This is a genomic window from Vibrio kasasachensis, assembly GCF_050337565.1.
Lineage (GTDB): Bacteria > Pseudomonadota > Gammaproteobacteria > Enterobacterales > Vibrionaceae > Vibrio > Vibrio kasasachensis.
In genome coordinates this window covers 91,960-110,006 of the sequence record NZ_JAKJTB010000008.1, presented here as the reverse complement: position 1 = coordinate 110,006, position 18,047 = coordinate 91,960, and the positions used below count along the sequence as shown (strand labels likewise).

At 43.7% G+C, this 18,047-nt stretch carries 17 protein-coding genes; 11 read left to right on the top strand and 6 right to left on the bottom strand.

What is annotated here, in order from left to right:
- Window positions 1-4 precede the first annotated feature (4 nt).
- From mrdA to L4C38_RS00790, 8 genes are all read left to right on the top strand, one after another.
- Window positions 5-1,885 (top strand): penicillin-binding protein 2, encoded by a 1,881-nt coding sequence (gene mrdA / locus L4C38_RS00825; RefSeq protein ID WP_428795636.1) that lies wholly within the window; start codon window positions 5-7, stop codon window positions 1,883-1,885.
- On the top strand, window positions 1,885-3,006 hold the full coding sequence (gene rodA / locus L4C38_RS00820; RefSeq protein WP_428795635.1) for a rod shape-determining protein RodA: 1,122 nt from the start codon (window positions 1,885-1,887) through the stop codon (window positions 3,004-3,006). Before mrdA ends, rodA begins: the two co-directional genes overlap by 1 nt.
- Window positions 3,006-3,845, top strand: a complete 840-nt coding sequence (locus L4C38_RS00815; protein WP_428795634.1) for a septal ring lytic transglycosylase RlpA family protein — start codon at window positions 3,006-3,008, stop codon at window positions 3,843-3,845. The genes rodA and L4C38_RS00815 overlap by 1 nt, the downstream gene beginning before the upstream one ends.
- Window positions 3,846-3,934: 89 nt before the next feature.
- Entirely contained in the window at window positions 3,935-5,113 is a 1,179-nt protein-coding gene (locus L4C38_RS00810) for a serine hydrolase (protein ID WP_428795633.1), read from the top strand.
- Window positions 5,114-5,258: 145 nt separating this feature from the next.
- A complete protein-coding gene (ybeD, locus tag L4C38_RS00805) occupies window positions 5,259-5,537 on the top strand; it encodes a DUF493 family protein YbeD (protein WP_428795632.1) in 279 nt (92 codons plus the stop codon).
- 178 nt (window positions 5,538-5,715) lie between these two features.
- Window positions 5,716-6,384 carry a lipoyl(octanoyl) transferase LipB gene (gene lipB, locus L4C38_RS00800; RefSeq protein ID WP_428795631.1) on the top strand — a complete coding sequence of 223 codons (669 nt, stop codon included), beginning with the start codon at window positions 5,716-5,718 and terminating at the stop codon, window positions 6,382-6,384.
- A complete protein-coding gene (lipA, locus tag L4C38_RS00795; RefSeq protein WP_428795630.1) occupies window positions 6,377-7,342 on the top strand; it encodes a lipoyl synthase in 966 nt (321 codons plus the stop codon). The genes lipB and lipA overlap by 8 nt, the downstream gene beginning before the upstream one ends.
- Window positions 7,343-7,514: 172 nt before the next feature.
- Complete coding sequence (locus L4C38_RS00790) at window positions 7,515-7,841, top strand: hypothetical protein (RefSeq protein WP_428795629.1); 327 nt, start codon at window positions 7,515-7,517, stop codon at window positions 7,839-7,841.
- 277 nt (window positions 7,842-8,118) lie between these two features.
- Here L4C38_RS00790 and glyA read toward each other — a convergent pair whose 3' ends face one another.
- The 6 genes from glyA to gmhB all read right to left on the bottom strand — a co-directional run bounded on the left by glyA (window position 8,119) and on the right by gmhB (window position 15,095).
- On the bottom strand, window positions 8,119-9,369 hold the full coding sequence (gene glyA, locus L4C38_RS00785) for a serine hydroxymethyltransferase (RefSeq protein ID WP_428795628.1): 1,251 nt from the start codon (window positions 9,367-9,369) through the stop codon (window positions 8,119-8,121).
- Between the two features lie 391 nt (window positions 9,370-9,760).
- Window positions 9,761-11,446 carry an alpha,alpha-phosphotrehalase gene (gene treC, locus L4C38_RS00780; RefSeq protein WP_428795627.1) on the bottom strand — a complete coding sequence of 562 codons (1,686 nt, stop codon included), beginning with the start codon at window positions 11,444-11,446 and terminating at the stop codon, window positions 9,761-9,763.
- Between the two features lie 84 nt (window positions 11,447-11,530).
- On the bottom strand, window positions 11,531-12,955 hold the full coding sequence (gene treB / locus L4C38_RS00775) for a PTS trehalose transporter subunit IIBC (protein WP_428796008.1): 1,425 nt from the start codon (window positions 12,953-12,955) through the stop codon (window positions 11,531-11,533).
- 173 nt (window positions 12,956-13,128) lie between these two features.
- Entirely contained in the window at window positions 13,129-14,073 is a 945-nt protein-coding gene (gene treR, locus L4C38_RS00770) for a trehalose operon repressor TreR (RefSeq protein ID WP_428795626.1), read from the bottom strand.
- 76 nt (window positions 14,074-14,149) lie between these two features.
- Window positions 14,150-14,494, bottom strand: coding sequence for an MliC family protein (locus L4C38_RS00765; protein WP_428795625.1), 345 nt, complete (start codon window positions 14,492-14,494; stop codon window positions 14,150-14,152).
- 49 nt (window positions 14,495-14,543) lie between these two features.
- Window positions 14,544-15,095 (bottom strand): D-glycero-beta-D-manno-heptose 1,7-bisphosphate 7-phosphatase, encoded by a 552-nt coding sequence (gene gmhB / locus L4C38_RS00760; RefSeq protein ID WP_428795624.1) that lies wholly within the window; start codon window positions 15,093-15,095, stop codon window positions 14,544-14,546.
- 222 nt (window positions 15,096-15,317) lie between these two features.
- Between gmhB and metN the strand changes: the two genes are divergently transcribed.
- From metN to L4C38_RS00745, 3 genes are read left to right on the top strand one after another with little or no spacing between them, the layout of a single operon-like run.
- A complete protein-coding gene (gene metN / locus L4C38_RS00755; RefSeq protein ID WP_428795623.1) occupies window positions 15,318-16,352 on the top strand; it encodes a methionine ABC transporter ATP-binding protein MetN in 1,035 nt (344 codons plus the stop codon).
- Window positions 16,342-17,019 (top strand): methionine ABC transporter permease, encoded by a 678-nt coding sequence (locus L4C38_RS00750; RefSeq protein ID WP_428795622.1) that lies wholly within the window; start codon window positions 16,342-16,344, stop codon window positions 17,017-17,019. The genes metN and L4C38_RS00750 overlap by 11 nt, the downstream gene beginning before the upstream one ends.
- Window positions 17,020-17,041: 22 nt before the next feature.
- Window positions 17,042-17,851: a MetQ/NlpA family lipoprotein gene (locus L4C38_RS00745; protein WP_428795621.1), complete on the top strand. Its 810-nt coding sequence runs from the start codon at window positions 17,042-17,044 to the stop codon at window positions 17,849-17,851.
- Window positions 17,852-18,047 lie beyond the last annotated feature (196 nt).

The window sequence follows — 18,047 nt, the reverse complement described above, 5'->3', positions numbered from 1 at the left end:
GTACATGTTGAGGAAGCGCAACAAAATCAGAGACTACCAAGAGGAATCTCGTCTGTTCTCCAGCCGAGCTATTGTCGCATTTCTTGGTATTGTCGTGATGATGGGTCTTTTAGTGGTTAACTTATACAACATTCAAGTTAACCAATATCAAGACTACAAAACTCGCTCGAATGACAACCGAATCAAAGTCGTCCCAATCTCGCCTAACCGCGGTCTAATTTACGATCGTAATGGTGTGTTGCTGGCAGAAAACCGGCCTGTATTCAGTTTGGAAATAACACCAGAAAAAATTAAAGACATGGATGGCACTATCATACGCCTCCAGCAAATATTGGACATAACACCAGAACAAGTAGAGCGCTTCCAAAAAGAGCGCCGTCAAACGCGTCGCTTTAAATCCATCCCCATTCTGACTCAGCTTTCACAGGAACAGGTTGCCAAGTTCTCGGTCAACCAACATAAGTTCCCTGGTATTGCGGTAAATGCAAACCTTAAACGTCATTATCCTTTTGGGGAAATACTCACCCATGTGATTGGCTACGTTTCACGTATCAATGACCGTGATATGCAACGTTTAATCCGCGAAGAGAAAGACGCCAATTACCAAGCAACTCGAGATATCGGTAAGCTAGGTATTGAACGCTATTACGAAGATCTGTTGCACGGCACCGCTGGCTACCAAGAAGTTGAAGTCAACAGCCGTGGACGAATCATCCGCGTATTAAAATATGTACCGCCGACACCGGGTAAAGACATCGTTCTCAACCTCGATATAGATCTGCAAACCTACATCCACAGCTTACTCGCCGGTCGTCGTGGTGGCGCCGTGGTACTCGATCCTCATGATAATGGCGTCTTGGCTATGGTTTCGAGCCCAAGTTACGATCCAAACCCATTTGTGCATGGTATCTCAGGTAAAGCCTACCGTGCTCTCTTAGACAATAAAGATCGCCCTCTTGTAAACCGAGCCACGCTAGGGATCTACCCTCCAGCTTCCACAATTAAACCAATGATGGCTGTCGCGGCGCTGCAAGAAGGCGTGATTACGCCATACACGACTCGTAATGACCCTGGGTTCTGGAAGATACCAAACTCAAAAACCAAGCCATTTCGCGATTGGTTGCGTTGGGGGCATGGTAAAGTCAACGTTCTCAAGTCGATTGAAGAATCTGTCGATACCTTCTACTACCAAGTTGCTTATGACATGGGCATTGACCGGATCTCACGTTGGATGATGATGTTTGGTTTTGGTGACTACACTGGAATTGATATTCATGAAGAGAGCAAAGCTAACATGCCAACTCGTGAATGGAAAATGGCTCGTCACCGCACACCTTGGTATCAAGGCGATACTATCCCAGTAGGTATTGGGCAAGGCTATTGGACTGCGACTCCAATTCAAATCGCCAAAGCAACATCAGTCGTCGTCAACAAGGGTCAAGTGATCGCTCCTCACCTACTTCGTGCCACGGTAGAGAATGGTGACGAGTACACCAATAGCACAATGGCGGAAGTCATCACTTATCCACCAATCACTGGCGTAAAAGATCGATATTGGGATATTGCTCAAGAAGGTATGCGTTTAGTAAACCATGGTAAGAAAGGTACCGCTCGTCGAGCATTTGCCAAGACAAAATACGTTAGTGCGGGTAAATCAGGTACCGCGCAAGTATTTGGTTTGGGTGAGAATGAAGAGTACAACGCGGATGAACTCGCGGAACACTTACGAGATCATGCACTCTTTACTGGTTTTGCACCCGTCGACGAACCACAGTTGGTTGTCACTGTGGTACTTGAGAATGCCGGTGGTGGTTCAAGCAACGGTGCCCCTGTCGTGCGTAAAGTGTTCGACTATGTATTAGTAGATAAGAACAAGGAAAAGTAATGGATTTTGCCCAAGCTACCGGACAAAAACGATCACTGTTTGACCGTTTGCATATCGATTTGCCCCTCTTACTCGGTATTTTGGTACTGATGGGCTTCGGTTTGGTTGTGATGTACAGCGCTAGTGGGCAAAACTTCGCTATGATGGATCGCCAAGCAATGCGTATGGCACTCGCGCTAGGGGTGATGGTCTTACTCGCGCAAATTCCACCTCGAACCTTTGAAGCATTGGCACCATTCATGTTTTTTTGTGGCGTGATATTGCTCATCTCGGTGCTGTTTTTCGGTGAAGCATCGAAAGGCGCACAGCGTTGGTTAAACCTAGGTTTTGTTCGCTTTCAACCTTCTGAACTACTCAAACTCGCTGTGCCGTTGATGATCGCGCGGTATATCGGACGTCGCTCACTTCCGCCGACATTTCAAACCATTGTTGTTTCGCTGGTGATGCTTTTTGTACCAACTATCTTGATCGCAAAACAACCTGATTTAGGTACTTCGATCCTAATAGCCGCGTCGGGAATATTTGTCATTTTCCTTGCCGGCATCAGTTGGAAAATTATCTTCGCGGCTATTTGTGGATTGGGGGCATTTCTCCCTGTGCTGTGGTTTTTTCTCATGCGCGAGTATCAGAAGGTGCGAGTCCGTACTCTTTTTAACCCCGAATCTGACCCATTAGGCGCGGGATATCATATCATCCAGAGCAAAATTGCTATTGGTTCAGGTGGCGTTGCAGGCAAAGGCTGGCTTCAAGGAACCCAATCACAGCTAGAGTTTTTACCAGAGCGCCACACCGACTTTATTTTTGCAGTTATTGCTGAAGAGTGGGGATTGATCGGCATTCTCGTTTTACTCAGCCTGTACTTGTTTATTATCGGACGCGGTTTATTCCTCGCGAGCAAAGTCCAATCTGCTTTTGGTCGTATGATCGCAGGTAGCATTGTTTTAAGTTTTTTTGTTTACGTATTTGTAAACATTGGTATGGTCAGTGGCATTCTCCCAGTGGTTGGGGTTCCACTACCTTTAATTAGTTATGGCGGCACCTCCATGGTTACCCTAATGGCCGGTTTTGGTATTTTGATGTCTATACATACTCATAGAAAAGCATTCTCGAAGGCAAATTAATGAAAACATTCCACAAATTCGCCTCTTTGGCATTAGTAAGCAGTGTTATCGTTGGTTGTTCATCTTCGCCTTCTGAGCCTGAAGCGACTCCTACGAGTCCTCCACTCTCTCAATCTGATCGCTATCAAGCTGAGCGGTATGAACTCAAAGATGACGTAGCGCCTGAAAAACCGATGTCTGTCGAACATATTGAAGAGACAATACCTCAATATGAACCCTACAGTTTGGGAGGCAACAAAAATTACACCGTACGAGGCCAACGCTATCAGATTGTTAAAAACGTAGAAGGTTTTAAACAACAAGGGCAAGCCTCCTGGTATGGCAAGAAATTCCATGGGCACCAGACGTCTAATGGCGAAGTCTACGATATGTACTCAATGACAGCAGCACATAAAGAACTGCCACTACCAAGTTACGTAAAAGTCACCAATAAAGACAATGGCAAAAGTACTATTGTTCGCGTCAATGACCGCGGTCCATTTCATTCAGGTCGTATCATCGACCTCAGTTTTGCAGCAGCAACCAAGCTGGATGTGATTAAAACCGGCACCGCCAATGTCGCTATTGAGGTGATCACGGTAAAAAGACCGACCGAAAAAGTTAAGATACAAGCACTACCTCAATACCAAATTCAGGTGGCTTCATCACAACATCAAGATCGAGTGGAAACTTTAGCGCAAGATCTGGGTCATAAACTATCAGTGGCAAGCTCAGTAAATTCTAATAAAGAGATTTACCGTGTGATATTGGGTCCATTTGATGACTATGCTCTGACGCAAAAAACGTTAGAACAAGTTAAACTATTGGGCTATTCAAGTGCCTTCATCCGAAAAAATTAGTTCCCAACGCATTCAGATCCCCTCCTCGACTAGTTTGAGCCATGGTTTCTGTTAAGATATGGTCAGTTCAAGATAATTCTGTAGTCAATATGAAAAAAACAACGTTACTAAAAACCGTTTTTGCGTCTTCTATTGCGCTTTCAACCACTTTTGCATCACAAGTGATTGCATCGCCAATTGTAGTACCAGATCCACCACAAATCGCCGCAAAAGGCTACGTGTTGATGGATTACCATTCTGGTAAAGTGCTCGCAGAAAAAGAGATGAATACTAAGCTGTCTCCAGCAAGTTTGACCAAAATGATGACTAGCTATGTCATCGGTCAAGAGTTGGCTCGTGGCAACATCCAAGAAAACGACGATGTCACCATTAGCAAAAATGCTTGGGCAAAGAACTTCCCTGATTCTTCGAAGATGTTTATCGAAGTAGGAACCACTGTAAAAGTAAAAGATCTTAACCGTGGTATTATCATTCAATCAGGCAACGATGCATGTGTAGCAATGGCAGAGCATATCGCAGGCTCAGAAGATGCCTTTGTTGACCTAATGAATGCTTGGGCAAATACGCTAGGCATGAACGACTCGCACTTTGCTAACGTGCACGGTCTAGACAATGATTCTCTTTACTCAACACCATATGATATGGCACTACTAGGCTCGGCACTGATTCGTGACGTACCAGAAGAGTACCGTATTTATTCTGAGAAAAAGTTCACTTACAACGGCATCACTCAGTACAACCGTAATGGTCTACTGTGGGATAAAAGCATGAATGTGGACGGCATCAAAACAGGTCACACAAGCAATGCCGGTTACAGCTTAGTAAGCTCTGCAACCGAAGGTAAAATGCGCCTAGTTGCGGTAGTAATGGGCACAAAAAATGCCAACGCGCGTAAATCAGAAAGCAAAAAGCTACTGAGCTACGGCTTCCGCTTTTTCGAAACAGTAGCCCCACATAAAGCGGGTGAAACATTCGTAGAAGAAAAAGTATGGATGGGAGACAAAGATATGGTTGCCCTTGGTTTAGACCAGGATACCTATGTCACTCTACCGCGTGGTCAAGCCAAAAACCTTAAAGCAAGCTTCGTACTTGAAAAAGAGTTAGAAGCACCAATTAATAAAGGCGACATCGTCGGTAAGCTATACTACCAATTAGACGGTGAAGATATTGCACAATACCCTCTTCTTGCGCTTGAAGACGTGCAAGAAGGCAGCCTATTTAGTCGCCTATGGGATTACATTGTAATGCTGGTTAAAAGCTTCTTCTAATCTCGGCAACAATTGATAGTTATGAAGCCGCCTATGGGCGGCTTTCTGTTTTAGCACCGATCATAGTGTTAATCTTGAGATTCAATCTGATTGGCAGTAATATTCCGCGCAGCTCAGATCCCTATTCCAACTTGGAGTTTTCAACATGTTGAACATCAACTCAGACGCTAAACTGAAAGACCTGCTTGAGTTTCCTTGTCCTTTCTCATACAAGGTTATGGGCTATGCAAAGCCTGAACTACCAGAGAAGGTACTTGCAGTTATCCAACGCCATGCTCCAGGTGACTACAGTCCTAAAATTAAACCAAGTGCAAAAGGTAACTACCACGCTGTTTCTGTGACCATCACAGCAACATCTATCGAACAGGTAGAAATACTTTACAAAGAACTTGGTGAAATCGACATTGTCCGCATGGTTCTATAACTTTATTTTAAAGAATAAATTATTTTTGAAAGCAGCTTTGGCTGCTTTTTTGTTATTTATCAGTCAGATAAAAACCCTGCATTAGTAGTAGGGTTAATAATGTGTTATCAGCATATAGTTCAAAGTGTCAAAGCGGTTTATAATCCAAGCACTTTATTGATAAAAGATGGACTCAGGAATGCAACAAACTCTGGTTGTGAAGCATCTTGGTAAACAGGACTACGAGCCTATTTGGCGTGCTATGCATGATTTTACCGATCAGCGTACAGACGAAACGCGTGACGAAGTTTGGTTTGTCGAGCACAACCCTGTCTTTACCCAAGGTCAAGCTGGAAAAACAGAGCATTTGCTGAATACAGGCGATATTCCAGTGGTACAAAGCGATCGTGGTGGTCAAGTAACTTACCATGGTCCAGGTCAGCTGGTGGTCTACTTCCTAATCAATCTACGTAGGAAAAACTTTGGTGTGCGAGATCTCGTTACACACATTGAAAACCTCGTGATCAATACACTGAAAGCATACAATATCGATGCGGCAGCTCGACCCGACGCCCCTGGCGTTTATGTCGATAATAAAAAAATCTGCTCACTGGGTTTACGGATCCGCAAAGGCTGTTCGTTTCACGGGCTGGCCTTAAACGTTAATATGGACCTTTCTCCATTTCAAAGAATCAACCCATGTGGTTATGCCGGAATGGAAATGATCCAAGTAAACCAACTTGGTGGGCCAGAAAATGTTGACCGCGTCGCCGAGCAATTATTAAAAGAACTCGTTGCTTTGTTGGATTACCAACAGATAGAAACCAGTAACGCAGTCCCAAACGATAAGAAACTGAAGTATGAGTAAACCAATCCAAATGGAAAAAGGCATCAAATACCGTGATGCTGACAAGATGGCATTAATTCCAGTCAAGAATATGCCGACAGAGCAGAAAGAAATTCTGCGTAAGCCAGACTGGATGAAGATCAAGCTACCAGCAGACAGTCAACGTATCCAAGATATCAAATCAGCGATGCGTAAAAATGATCTGCACTCTGTTTGTGAAGAAGCCTCATGCCCAAACTTAGCGGAATGTTTTAATCACGGTACTGCTACTTTTATGATTTTGGGCGCGATTTGTACTCGTCGTTGTCCATTCTGCGACGTTGCACATGGTCGTCCCATGGCACCAGAAATCAATGAACCACAAAAGCTCGCGCAAACGATCCATGATATGAAACTGAAGTATGTGGTAATCACTTCAGTAGATCGTGATGATCTGCGTGATGGTGGTGCACAACATTTCGCTGATTGTAATCGTGAAATTAGAGTCTTGAATCCACATATTAAGATTGAAACTCTGGTTCCTGACTTCCGTGGTCGCATGGACGTTGCGCTTGATCTTATGAAAGACAATCCGCCAGATGTGTTTAACCACAACCTAGAAACTGCACCTCGTCTATACCGTAAAGCTCGCCCTGGTGCTAACTATAAATGGTCACTCAATCTTCTTAAAAAATTCAAAGAGCAGCACCCTGAGATCCCGACTAAATCTGGGATTATGATGGGTTTGGGTGAAACCAAAGAAGAGATCGTTGAAGTGCTTAAAGATCTGCGTGACCACGGCGTAACTATGCTAACCCTAGGTCAATACCTAGCGCCAAGCCGCCATCACCTTCCAGTAGAGCGTTATGTACCGCCAGCGGAATTTGATGAGCTGAGAGACATTGCCCTTGAGCTTGGCTTTACCCATGCCGCTTGTGGTCCATTTGTTCGCTCTTCTTACCATGCAGATCTTCAGGCACAAGGTATCGAAGTGAGCTAGTCGACACAACTTGGATTGATTTGAAGACCAGCCATACGCTGGTCTTTTTTTTGTCCTAATTTCATTGCTATATCTTGCAGCTCTTAATATGCACTTCTAGTCTTATTAAGGTGTTTTGATTTCGCTGACCGGCAAATGAACACGCGCGAAAACAATAATAGGATAAATAGCCATGGAAAAACTTGCTTTGCTTGCCATAAGCGCTAGTACACTTTTACTTGGGTGCAGTTCCCCCTCACAACAAGATAATTATCGAGAAGCATCATTTGAACTATGCAATACCGAAGTAGATATATACTCCGTCAGTGATGATGGCAGAGTACGTATTCTTTGCTCTGATGGCTCTAAATTCGCCCTGACACAGCAAAATACCCTAGAGACTATGCGTGATATTAATATCGACTATTGCGACGGCGAAGGATTGGGAAAGTTTAGCGAAAGCTCTCGATATTACTCATTCAAATGTAAATCTGGCACACTGCTGAGCATTTACAAGTAGTGGCAAACGCCGCTAGAAACACAAAAGGAGCCCTAAGGCTCCTTATACCCAAGAAACTTGAAGGTGCAGGTAGGCGGCAAGTAAGAAAGTCCCCTGAGCATAGGTGAACTATGTGATTGGGGCGCGCGAACACAGCCAACACCGCTGCAACTTCAAGTATGACGGATATATCAAACTATTTTCAAATTGAATGGCTTTTACTTCAAGGAAAAGGCGCGCAGTTTACCGTTGTAAACGAGCACCTTTGACACAGAAATAGAATCATTCAAGCAGAAAATTAGGCGTAAACTGGTAGACGCTTACAAATTTCAAGCACTTTAGCTTTCGTAGCTTGAGTAACATCATTATTGCCGATGTTATCTAGGACGTCACACATCCAGTTTGCCAGGTCTTTTGAATCTTCTACGCTAAAGCCACGGCGAGTAATAGCTGGCGTACCAACACGTATACCTGATGTTACAAACGGGCTACGTGGATCATTTGGTACAGAGTTTTTGTTTACCGTTATATTCGCTGCGCCTAACGCTGCATCTGCATCTTTACCTGTGATGTCTTTGTCGATTAAATCAACAAGGAACAAGTGGTTCTCAGTGCTGTTAGATACGATCTTATAACCACGTTCTTGGAACTGAGCTACCATAGCTTTTGCGTTCTGTACTACGCGCGCTTGATATGCTTTAAATTCCGGTTCCATCGCTTCTTTGAACGCCACCGCTTTACCAGCGATTACGTGCATTAATGGACCACCTTGACCACCAGGGAATACAGCTGAGTTCAGCTTCTTGTACATGTCTTCGCCAGCATTAGACAGGATCAGACCACCACGAGGACCAGCTAGCGTTTTGTGCGTTGTTGTTGATACTACGTGTGCATGTGGTACCGGTGTTGGGTATACACCAGCTGCAATTAGACCCGCTACGTGCGCCATATCAACAAACAGGAACGCGTTTACTTTGTCTGCGATTTCACGCATGCGTTTCCAATCAACGATTTGTGAGTATGCAGAAAAGCCACCGATGATCATCTTCGGTTTATGCTCAATTGCCAACGCTTCCATTTCGTCGTAGTTGATTTGACCAGCTTCATCGATGCCGTAAGGAATAACGTTGTAGTGTTTACCAGAGAAGTTTACTGGTGAACCGTGCGTTAGGTGACCACCGTGCGCCAAACTCATACCTAAAACGGTATCGCCTGGATTTAATAGCGCCATGTACACTGCACTATTTGCTTGAGAACCTGAGTGAGGTTGAACGTTAGCATATTCACAACCAAACAGTTGGCATGCGCGGTCAATTGCTAGAGTTTCTGCTTTATCAACGTACTCACAACCACCGTAGTAACGCTTGCCTGGGTAACCTTCAGCGTATTTGTTAGTAAGCTGAGAACCTTGGGCTTCCATTACACGTGGGCTTGTGTAGTTTTCAGAAGCGATAAGTTCAATGTGTTCTTCCTGGCGAAGTGTTTCTTCTTGGATAGCTGCGAACAATTCCGCATCGTAATCTGCGATGTTCATATCACGCTTAAGCATCTGTATCTCCTGACTCAGATTTAGACTGAAAGTTGCAAAAAACTGGCAAACGACCCCGACGCAAACGTTTTCGTCACCGTATTGGCGCGCATTTTAACTAATTTGATCTTGGTCATAAAGAGAAAATTTCAATTTTCTCATGCAGTTTTTTCATATTGAATTTCAAGGTTTATCATGTAGACCTAGATTTCATGTGACTTGAGCCACATAAAGCTTCACACCTTGTAAACGACAATTACATAGGTTTACCTCAAATTGCCTTCTCAAGCTACCGAAAAGCTGATCTTTTCAATACTATGCACACCTTTCGTTCAACCAATCAATAATCTTTGATGGCAAAAAATACACGTAGAGAATACCCAACAGCGATTCAAGAGAGAATTGCTGCTAGTTATTTCTCTATCAGCAGGATTCTTGTTTCATAGGGACGCAATGCTACCATGCTACCTTCAAGTTGAAACGCTTGATTGTCATAGTTAGTGAGTAAGCACTTCGCATTCGCGAGTTCAATATTCGCTGGGAGCTCACACTGAGCTTGCTCAGCATAATAGTTACTAATGGAAATAAGCTGCTGCGTGGCACTCTCTCGCAAATAGACATAACACTGATTGTCTTGTGGCAACAAATCTTGGAACGAGCCTTGAGTAATCACAGGCTGCTGTTTACGTAGTTCAATCAATCTTTTGTAGAAGTAAAACACTGAGTTTGTGTCTTTCAATGCGGCTTGCGCATTAAGATGTAAGTAGTTACTTGCAACCTCAAGCCAAGGCGTACCTTGAGAAAAGCCAGCGTGCAATGAATCATCCCATTGCATAGGTGCGCGGGAATTATCACGCGATTTTTGCGTTAAAATCGCCATCATTTCATCATGGCTCACACCTTGCTGGTTAACCATAATGTCGTACATATTGGTACTTTCAACATCTTGATATTGGCTGATCTCTTGATAACCTGGGTTGGTCATACCCAGCTCTTCACCTTGGTAGATATACGGTGTGCCTTGCATCATATGCAGTGATGCTGCGAGCATTTTTGCTGATTCAACTCGGTATTGTTGATCATCGCCTAAGCGGCTCACAACGCGGGGCTGGTCATGGTTACACCAAAATAGCGCCCCCCAACCATTACCACTTAAGCCAGTTTGCCAATGATTGAAAATCTGCTTTAGTTGAATGAAATCAAATGGCGCATTACTCCACTTCTCACCGTTTGGGTAATCGACTTTCAGGTGATGAAAGTTAAACACCATAGACAATTCTCTACCATCCAGTGCCGAATATTGCTGGCAATGCTCCAGTATTGTCGATGACATTTCCCCCACGGTGACACTGCCATATTTTTGGAACACCGCTTGGCTGATCTCTTGCAAATATTCATGCACTCGGGGACCGTCAGTATAGAAACGGCGCCCGTCACCAATATCATCATTGGGGAAATCTTGCTGCTTTGAAATCAAGTTAATGACATCTAAACGAAAACCATCCACGCCTTTTTCAGCCCAAAAACTAATTACTTTTTTTACTTCTTCCCGCACGGCTGAATTTTCCCAATTTAAGTCCGCTTGTTCAGTAGCAAATAGATGCAGATAATATTGGTTAGTGACTTCATCCAACGCCCAAGCGCTGCCACCAAATTTAGATTGCCAGTTATTCGGCACACAGCCTTCAACGGGGTCTTTCCAAATATAGTAATCTCGGTAAGGGCTATTCATGTCTCCTAGAGCTGACTGAAACCATTGATGCACCGTTGAAGTATGGTTAACAACGATATCCATAATAATGCGGATGTCACGTTGATGTGCCTCTTTCAGAAGCAAATCAAATTCTGCCATGTCACCAAATTGCGGGTTTATCGAGTAGTAATCCGAAATATCATAACCATTATCCACCATCGGCGATTGATAGACAGGTGTTAGCCAGATGGCATCAATACCTAGTGTTTTTAAATAATCGAGCTTGGAAATAATACCACGAATATCACCAGTGCCTTTATCCGCCGAGTCACAAAAGCTTTTCGGATAAATTTGGTAGATGGTGGCACTTTTCCACCAATCTTGCTGCTGTTTCATTATTGTCATAACGGTTATCACTTACCAAGTTGAGCTAACATCCGGCTCAGGAAAACCCACGACATCGCAATCCATTGTCGTGGGTAAAGAAAATTATGCGTTGGCTGTCTCAAGCTCGCCTTTTGCTTGCGCGCGCTTGTAGAAGAATAAGGTCAGAATTGCAGGGACAACAATGGCAACAAGCATTGCCACTGCATAGATACCCCAATACTGTGGCTGGATAGATAGAATGCCCGGCAAGCCACCCACACCGATACCATTAGCCATCACACCCGCCATGCCACAAATAGCCGCTGCAGCCGCAGAACCTACCATTGCACTGAGCATTGGGAATTTGTACTTTAGGTTAATACCGTACATGGCAGGCTCTGTTACACCTAGGTATGCAGAAATCGCTGCCGGTACTGAAATATCACGCTCACCATGTTTTTTACTGATGATAATGATGCCAACGACCGCTGACGCTTGAGCAATGTTTGAAAGTGCAATCAATGGCCAAATTGGCGTGCCGCCTAACTCTTGCATCAGTTGTAAATCCACTGCATTGGTCGTGTGGTGAATACCGGTAATAACCAATGGTGCATACAAGAAACCAAAAATTACGGAACCAATCACGGCAAAATCGCCCATCATTGCTGCTTTAGCTGCAAATGCCACACCATCACCTAACATACGACCGAATGGACCAATTATTGAGTGTGCTAGCACCACTGAAATGATAATCGACACAAACGGTACAACGACGAGATACAGGTAAGATGGAACGATGCGTTTTAAATTGGTTTCAATAAATGCTAGAGCAACACCCGCTAACATCGCTGGGATCACCTGAGCTTGATAACCGACTTTCTCAATCACAAATAAGCCGAAATCCCACACTTCTGGCACTTGCTTACCAATTAAGTAAGCATTCATTAGCTGAGGAGAGACAAGCGTGACCCCTAAAGTAATACCAAGAATAGGCGTACCACCAAGTTTCTTCACTGTTGACCAACACACGCCAACTGGTAGGAAGAAGAAGATAGCTTCACCAATCAGCCAAAGGAAGCTATGCACCGTTGCCCAGAACTGGCTAATTTCCGTAAGGGACTGACCATCAAACATTTTGATGTCACCAATCACGTTACGAAAACCTAAAATCAAGCCGCCGGTAATAATTGCAGGAAGCAGTGGTACAAAGATTTCAGCTAAATGAGAAATACCACGCTCAAGAATATTCATGTTTTGGCGAGCGGCGTTTTTAGCATCATCTTTCGACGCTTCAGATTGACCTGATAGCTCAATCAGTAACTTATAAACTTCATCGACTTCAGTACCAATCACCACTTGAAATTGACCCGCATTGGTAAAACAGCCTTTTACTAGGCTCAAGCTCTCTAAACCTTGTTTATCGGCTTTGTCTGTATCATTTAATACGAAGCGAAGACGCGTAAGACAATGGCTCACACTGGCAATATTTTCAGCTCCGCCGACGAGTTCGATCAGACGCGCGACTTCTTGTTTTGCAATCTTACCCATAACCTTGTCCACCTTAATTGGAGTCATTCTGTTATCGTTATTGTGTAAATGGGAACATTCCCATTGATTGCTCATTATATTGACAGAATTGATTAACCCACAAAATGGGAACAGTCCCATTAATTGAATGTGATCACAGTATAATTTTAAATCAGTTTAAAAAGAGTGGCTTATTAATAAACAGGTTTTTGAGTAAGGTGAGTCAGCGATCCTTCACCATCAATATGAGATATCAATAACTTAGCCGCTTTTATGCCGGCTTTGGCATAACCAGGGTCAATACTGAAAACATTCGGGAACAGGAAGGAAAGTAGCTCATTGCCGCCAACTCCGGTGACAATCACATCTTCACGATTAAGCTCTTGTAGACGCTTTATCACTCCAAGTGCGAGCGTATCACTGGCGCAAACAATCGCTTGAGTTTGTTCATTGAGCACCTTGTCGACAAGTTGGTAGGCACTTTCATGATGAAGATCACCAGTTTGATAGTTGGCGACCAACTGGTGCGTCTGACACCATTCAAGATAAGAGTCTAAACGTAACTTACCTGTTGTTCGGTCGCTGGAGTTGACCCCAATATAGGCAATATTCTCAACCGACTGTTGGCTCAAATATTCCAACGCTTGGGTAATCACACCATGGTTATCATAGTTAATCGAAGATACTTGCTGAGTATCCATCGCAATCACAACGGCTCGATTTTTCCATTGCTCTAACTGGGTAAGGTCAAAATTACTAAAACCAAATACGATCACACCATCTACATTACGTCGCTTAAGGACACTAAGGTGCTCGCTGGTTTTATCGCGATCAAACTGACTTTCCATCATCACAACATCGTAGCCTTCTTGATAGAGCGCTTGTAGCATGCTACCGACAGCTTTGTTCTCTGATGGTGAATCTAGACGAGAAATAATCACCCCAACCACGCGCTGGCTACCACTTCGCATTAATTGCGCCGACTTAGATGGCACATAGCCTGATTCGGCAATCACCTGCTCCACCTTAATACGAGTTTCAGGTTTTACTTTAGGATCGTTAGTTAATACACGAGAGACCGTCGACTTACCAACGCCAGCAATACGCGCAATATCTAAAATAGTCAGTTTTTTATTCATACTTCAGGGGTTCAATGAGAATGATTTGATAGTCAGCGGCTAAGGTTTAGCTAACCAACCTCAGCCAGAGCTAACATTAATGACTTTCGCAGTTTTTGTAAACTTGACGACCTAGCTCTAAGCGAGCGTAATCACCTTTAGTATATAAATTCACAGGCTTGATATCAGTTTGCGCGTTTTCCGGCAAAATGTAACGCGTCCCTGAACCAGATGGTACTTGGATTAATGCATAGTCCACACCATCCACTTGCACTAGCGCCCCTTGTTCTTCAATCAAATAATCAGCTTTAAACTGCTTACCTTCACTGCATTCATAGCGGTAGCTATAATTATTTGGGTCATTGTTAGTCATTGCGTCGTTGCTGCTCGAACAACCTACAAGTAGCACAGCGCTTGCAATGAATATGCCTGCTCTGATCATGATCACCTCCAATTAAAAAAGGCTGCGATTGCAGCCTTTAAATAATAGTCTATTTACTTAGATAGTTAGGGACATCACAAATACTATCAAGCACAACACTCGCGAGAGCCTCGCCTTGCTCAGTAACTGGTTTACCTGTACGCACCAATATTTTGCTTCCTACACCCGCAGATTCAGCAGCCATCATATCTTCTGCTTTGTCGCCAACCATCACTGAGTTAGCCATATCAATATCTAAAAAGTCGCGTGCAGAAATAAACATACCTGGTTTTGGCTTACGGCAATCACAATCTTCTTTGTAGATACCTTGTCCGTGATCTGCATGGTGTGGACAGTAATAGATACCATCTAGCTCTACACCATTATCAACAAAGTTCCAATCCATCCACTGTGTTAGAGACATGAATCGATCTTCACTAAACATTCCGCGAGCAATACCTGACTGATTGGTAACAAGCACGAGCATATAACCCATCTGTTTTAGCTTTTTGGTCGCTTCGAATACACCTTCGATAAACTCAAAGTCATGCTCATCATGTACATAACCGTGGTCAACGTTAATTACGCCATCACGGTCCAAAAAGACTGCTGGTTTCGCCAAAATTTGCTTCTCTGTCTGCTTTCTATGCCAAGAATTATTGCACGCTTTATTTCTTTCATCACTATCTAATTACCTAATCGTTTGCCTGAAACGAACTTTTAGCCGTCTAGACGTAGAAATATCTATTGACACTAATTCGACAAACCCATAGCATCATCTAACAAATGAGATGTAGATCAACATAATATACTGTCAAAGACTCGAGCATAAGCAGGTTTCTCAATGATTGAAATTAATCAGGTAAATAAGGTTTTCTACCAAGGCAAAAAGGAAATTATTGCTTTGGAAGATATTAACCTCCATATCTCCCAAGGGACTATTTTTGGGGTGATCGGCGCATCCGGCGCTGGCAAAAGTACCCTGATCCGCTGTGTGAATATGCTTGAAGCACCAACTAGTGGTGAGATCATCGTCGATGGGGTCGATTTAACCAAATTAGGTAAATCGCAACTGAGCGAAGCTCGTCGTAACATTGGTATGATTTTCCAGCATTTTAATCTGCTGTCTTCGCGCACTGTTTTTGAAAACGTCGCACTGCCTTTAGAGCTAGCAGGTAAAGACAAAACTCAAATCAAAACCAAAGTCACCGAACTTCTACAACTAGTTGGTCTCGTAGACAAACACGAAAGCTACCCATCAAATCTAAGTGGTGGTCAAAAACAACGTGTTGCAATTGCACGTGCCTTAGCATGCGAACCAAAAGTTTTATTATGTGATGAGGCAACGAGTGCACTTGACCCGGCAACCACCCAATCGATTCTTGAATTGCTACGTGAGATAAACCGTCAACTACAAATCACTATTTTGCTGATCACTCATGAAATGGATGTCGTTAAAAGCATCTGCCACGAAGTAGCGATTATTGGCGACGGTGAACTGGTTGAGAAAGGCACGGTAGGAGAGATTTTTGCTCACCCTAAAACAGAGCTCGCACACGACTTTATTCGTTCAACACTCGACTTGTCGATTCCTGAAGACTATCAAGTTCGTTTACAACCAACGCATGTAGAAGATAGCTACCCGCTGGTTCGGTTGGAGTTTACAGGCGCAACTGTAGATGCTCCATTGATGAGCCTAATATCTCGAACGTACAATATCGACGTGAATATTCTGAGCTCAGATCTCGATTATGCTGGCGGCGTAAAGTTCGGCATGATGGTCGCTGAGTTATTTGGTAGTAAAGAAGATCACAACAACGCGATTGAATTCTTGCGTGAACATAACGTTAAAGTAGAGGTGCTTGGCTATGTCCTTTAATACAATTTCTGATTGGCTAAGCTTGAACACTGATCTTTTGCTTGGCGCAACATGGGAAACGCTATACATGGTGGCTGTGGCGGGCGTGGTTGGTTTCGCAATTGGTATCCCTCTCGGTGTTATTCTGCATACCACTAAAAAAGGTGGTCTGTTAGAAAACCCAAGACTTAATAGCATTTTAGGCGCCGTTGTAAATGTAGGTCGTTCTGTGCCTTTCTTGGTTTTGATGGTCGCGATTATCCCGATCACTAAGTTACTCGTAGGCACATTTATCGGTACAACAGCCGCAATCGTCCCGTTGACTATTGGAGCAATTCCTTTCGTTGCCCGCTTAATTGAAAGTGCGCTTCTCGAAGTTCCAACTGGGTTGGTTGAAGCTGCTCAAGCCATGGGTGCGACCCCACTACAAATTATTACTAAGGTTTTGCTTCCTGAAGCAATGCCAACCATCGTCAACTCAGTCACCATTACCATGGTAACGCTAGTAAGCTACTCAGCGATGGCCGGCACAGTTGGTGGCGGTGGCTTAGGTGACGTAGCAATTCGCTATGGATTCCACCGCTATGATGTGGTGATAATGGCTGTCACTGTCGTGATGCTAATTGTGTTAGTACAAATTATTCAGTCTATCGGTGATGCCGTTGTGCGCCGTGTAGACCACAGGTAAAAATTCATATAAGGAGATAGTTATGAAATTTAGTTTAAAGAGTTTACTTGCTATTGCAGTAGCATCATCAGCACTAGTACTTTCTGGTTGCGGTGAAAAGGAAGTCGATACCAGCAAGATTAAAGTGGGTGTTATGGCTGGTGCAGAAGAACAAGTGGCAGAAGTGGCAGTAAAAGTAGCCAAAGAAAAGTTTGGTTTAGAAGTAGAGCTAATCATCTTCTCTGATTACGTAACACCAAACGCAGCACTTGATGATGGTTCGATTGACATCAATGCTTTTCAGCACAAACCATACCTTGATCAACAAATTGCTGACCGCGGCTATAAACTAGCGATCGCTGGTAACACATTTGTCTACCCAATCGCAGGTTACTCTAAGCAAGTTAAATCGGTTGAAGAAATTCAAGATGGCTCTCGTATCGCGGTACCAAACGATCCGACTAACCTAGGTCGCTCACTACTGCTGCTAGAGCAACAAGGTTTACTTAAGCTACGTGAAGACATTGGTCTACTTGCTACCGTGCGTGACATCGTTGAAAACCCTAAAAACATTACTATTGTTGAACTGGATGCGGCTCAACTGCCACGCTCACTTGACGATGTAACGCTTGCGGTAATTAACAATACTTACGCTAGCTCTATCGATCTAACACCTCAACGTGATGGTATCTTTGTTGAAGATAAAGAATCACCATACGTGAACATCATTGTTGCTCGTGAAGACAACCTAAATGCTGAAAACGTAACAAACTTTGTTAAAGCATACCAATCTGAAGAAGTATACACAGCCGCTTCAGAAATCTTTAAAGGTGGCGTAGCGAAAGGCTGGTAATCCGGTTTGTTATGTACCCAAGAAACTTGAAGATGCAGGTAGGCGGCAAGTAAGAAAGTCCCCTGAGCATAGGTGAACTATGTGATTGGGACGCACGAACACAGCCAACACCGCTGCAACATCAAGTATGACGGGTATAGCGCTTAAAACAAAAAGGCTGGCACATAGTGTCAGCCTTTTGTTTAACTCATTTTTG